The organism is Mycobacterium sp. E342, from assembly GCF_001667665.1.
Classification (GTDB): Bacteria; Actinomycetota; Actinomycetes; order Mycobacteriales; family Mycobacteriaceae; genus Mycobacterium.
Map to the genome: position 1 here is coordinate 1 of NZ_LZJM01000090.1, position 3,391 is coordinate 3,391.

Annotated in this window: 4 protein-coding genes; all 4 read right to left on the bottom strand. The window is 72.1% G+C overall.

The features are described 5' to 3' along the window. Window positions 1-1,287, bottom strand: a 1,287-nt coding sequence (locus A5692_RS06080; protein ID WP_068053409.1) for a cytochrome c biogenesis protein ResB, incomplete at its 3' end; no start/stop codon positions are given. Between the two features lie 47 nt (window positions 1,288-1,334). Next, on the bottom strand, window positions 1,335-2,114 hold the full coding sequence (locus tag A5692_RS06085) for a cytochrome c biogenesis CcdA family protein (protein ID WP_068053413.1): 780 nt from the start codon (window positions 2,112-2,114) through the stop codon (window positions 1,335-1,337). Next, window positions 2,111-2,683 carry a TlpA disulfide reductase family protein gene (locus A5692_RS06090; RefSeq protein ID WP_068053419.1) on the bottom strand — a complete coding sequence of 191 codons (573 nt, stop codon included), beginning with the start codon at window positions 2,681-2,683 and terminating at the stop codon, window positions 2,111-2,113. Before A5692_RS06090 ends, A5692_RS06085 begins: the two co-directional genes overlap by 4 nt. A 17-nt stretch (window positions 2,684-2,700) precedes the next feature. Beyond that, a complete protein-coding gene (locus A5692_RS06095) occupies window positions 2,701-3,309 on the bottom strand; it encodes a histidine phosphatase family protein (protein WP_068053416.1) in 609 nt (202 codons plus the stop codon). Window positions 3,310-3,391 lie beyond the last annotated feature (82 nt).

Sequence of the window (3,391 nt, forward strand, 5' to 3'; positions counted from 1 at the left end):
CTGCAGGTTGACGAACGGCACCGCGCCGTCGAAGCGGACGACGGTGCCCGCCGCCGGACCCTGGTCGATGCGCACCTCCTGCCCCGCGCGCAGATTGACCCGCTTCTCCCTGGTCAGCCGGCCCTGCTGGATCAGCCGCGGATCCAGCGTGAACAGCGATTGCGGCCGCCCGGTGTCCAGCCCGGTGTCGCCCCGGTAGATGTCGACGGCCACGGCGGGGGCGTTGAGCGCCGGGAAGCGCGACGACAACAGCGTCCCGTCGAGCTGCTCGGTCGGCGCGAGCAGGCCCTGGATGGCGATCTCGTGCTGGCGGCGCTCGACGGCGCCGGGGTAGCTGCCGGAGGGCGGGTCGATGCGCACCACCCCCGAGCTGAGCAGCGTCTGCGGGTTGTCGGGCCGCCATTGCACGGTCGACGTGCGCGTCTGCCCGCCCGGGAAGGTCACGGTGAACGTGGGCGCGTAGCCGTGGCCCTGCAGGTACACCCGGTCACCGCCGACGCGCAGCGGGTGGTTGACCTCCAGGAGGTAGTGCCGCCAGCTGTTGGCCGCCAGGTCGCGGCCCGCCTGGTAGTCGATGTCGGCGGCGAACGACGTGGCCTGCCCCGACGGCAGGTAGTGGGCCTGAAAGTCGTTGACGCGGATGCAGATCGGGTTCAGCGACGTGCCGTCGACGGTGTTGCCGGCGCGGAACGAGTCGAACGCGGCAGGCGAGGCCGAGCAGAAGCCCGGGCCGGAGTCGGCGATGACGATGACGTTGCCCTCGTAGCCGAACAGCTTGCCGACGGCCACCGCGACCAGCAGGCCCAGCAGCGAGAAGTGGAACACAATGTTGCCGAACTCGCGCAGATACCCCTTCTCGGCGGACACCTCGACGACTTCGCCCTCGTGCCGGATGGCCGTGCGCCAACCCCGGAGCCGGCCGGTGATCGTGTTGGCCAGGGCGTTGAGCTCGTCGGCGTCGGCGTGGATCTGGGCGCTGGCGTGCTTGGGCAGCCGGGCCAGGTTCCGCGGGGCGGCCACCGGGACGGCCCGCAGGCTGCGGGCGTGCTCGATCATACGCGGGGTCAGGCAGCCGACCAGCGAGACGAACAACAGCACGTAGACGGCGGTGAACCAGAAGCTGGAGAACACGTTGAACGCCTGCAGCCGGTCCAGCCACGGCCCGATCACGGGGTGCGCCTTCAGGTAGTCGTCGACCTTGCCGGCGTTGAGGCTGCGCTGCGGCAGCAGCGCACCGGGAATCGCGCCCAGCGCGAGCAGGAACAGCAGCACCAGCGCGGTGCCCATCGAGGTCAACGCGCGCCAGGTGTTGCGCCCCCAGGCGAGTGCGCGCCTCAAATCGGCAGCCTCACGTCGGACACGAACGCGTCGCGCAGCCAGGAGATGAAGTCGTTCCACACCCCGGTCACCAGCAGGGCACCGACCGTGATCAGCAGCGCGCCGCCGAAGATCTGGATGGCCCGGGTGTGGCGGCGCAGCCAGCCCAGCGCCCCCACGGCGCCCGCCGAACCGAGGGCCAGCAACACGAACGGGATGCCCAGGCCCAGGCAGTACGCGATCACCAGCACGATTCCGCGGGCCACGCTCGCGCCGTCGGTGGCCGAGGCCACGGTGATCACGCCGGCCAGCGTCGGCCCCAGGCACGGGGTCCAGCCCAAGGCGAACACCGCGCCCAGCAGCGGCGCGCCGGCGACGGTGGTGAGCTGCCGCGGGCTGAACCTGGCCTGGCGCTGCAGGGCCGGGATGAGGCCGACGAAGGCCAGGCCCATGACGATCGTCAGTACGCCGCCGGCCCGCTGCAGCAGCAGCTGGTTGGTGATGAGCGTCGTCGTCATTCCGAGGACGGCCACGGTGCCCAGGACGAACACCGTGGTGAAGCCCGCGACGAACAGCGCCGCCGAGCCCGCGACCCGCCACCGCGCCGACGGCGGGGCCTTGACGGCGCCCGGGGGCGGCTGCTCGTCCACGCCGACGACGGCCGCCAGGTAGGACAGGTAGCCCGGCACCAGCGGCACCACGCAGGGCGAGGCGAATGACACCAGACCCGCCAGCAGGCACACGCCGAGGGCCACCAGGAGCGGCCCGGCGGCGGCGATCTGGGTGAATCCGGTCACTCGTGGGCCACCTTCTGCACCACGGGCTGCAGGTCGGCGGCCAGCAGTTCGCGCAGGAACACGGCCGCGACCCGGTGCTGGCGGTCCAGCACGAGCGTCGACGGGATGACGGTGGTCGGGTACTTGCCGCCGAACGCGATCAGGGTGCGCATCGCCGGGTCGTAGATGGAGGGGAAGGTGACGTGGCGGTCGTTGACGAAGTCCAGCGCCGCCTGCCGGTTGCTGTCGCGCACGTCGATGCCCACAAAAGACACCCCGGCGTCGCGGGTGGCGTCGTACACCTGCTGCAGTTGGCTGACCTCGGCCCGGCAGGGGCCGCACCACTGCCCCCAGATGTTGATGACGACGACGCGGCCGGCGAAGATCGGATCGTCCAGCGACAGCGGGTGGGCCGGGTCGGCCAGGTCGGGCCCGGACAGCGGACCGGGGCGGCCGCGGCCCGACGGCGGGTTGTAGTAGATGTCCGTCTTCCCGCCGGGCGAAACGAATTCGAAGGTGCCGCCCTGGGCCACGGCGTCGCGACCGGAAGAACAGCCGGTGGCCAGGGTCGTCAGCACGACCCCGGCCATCGCCAGCCGCCGGATGATCAAAACGCCGCCGGTTCGGCGTACTCGACGTCGACGAGCCGGTCGCCCTGGTACACCAGCGTGGTGATCGAGCACAGCCCGCACTCCCGGCGCCGCGGGTCGTGCCACAACCGCTTGCCGGTCAGGTGCAGCCGCAGCGTCCACACCGGCAGTTGATGGCTGACGCACACCACCTCACTGCCGGCTCCGCGGGCGCGGGCCTTGTCCACCGCCGTGCTCATCCGCGCCGCGATCTCGGCGTACGGCTCGCCCCACGACGGGGTGAACGGGTTGCGCAGCTGCCACCAGAACCGGGGGTCGCGCCAGGCGCCGTCGCCCGGGCCGACGCGGCGGCCCTCGAAAAAGTTGGCCGATTCGATCAGGTCGGGGTCGGTGTCCACGGCGACGCCGTGCTTGGCGGCGATGGGCGCGGCGGTTTCCTGGGCCCGCTGCAGCGGGGAGGCGACCACCGCGACGATGTCCCGGCCGGCCAGGGCGTCGGCGACCGCGGCCGCCTGGTCACGGCCCCGGTCGGACAGGTGGAAGCCGGGCAGCCGGCCGTACAGGACGCCGCTGGGGTTGTGCACCTCGCCGTGACGCACGACGTGGACCCGGGTCTGCTCGGCCATCAGGGTTTGTCCTCTCCGGCGGCGGCTTCGGCCGCCCGGCGGGCGGCAAGGGGCACTGCGGCGGCGATTTGGTCGAACGCCG

What these genes read in the sequence shown, in the direction of transcription:
- A5692_RS06090 (WP_068053419.1), bottom strand. Translation starts at nt 2,683, where the DNA reads ATGGCCGGGGTCGTGCTGACGACCCTGGCCACCGGCTGTTCTTCCGGT.
- A5692_RS06095 (WP_068053416.1), bottom strand. Translation starts at nt 3,309, where the DNA reads ATGGCCGAGCAGACCCGGGTCCACGTCGTGCGTCACGGCGAGGTGCAC.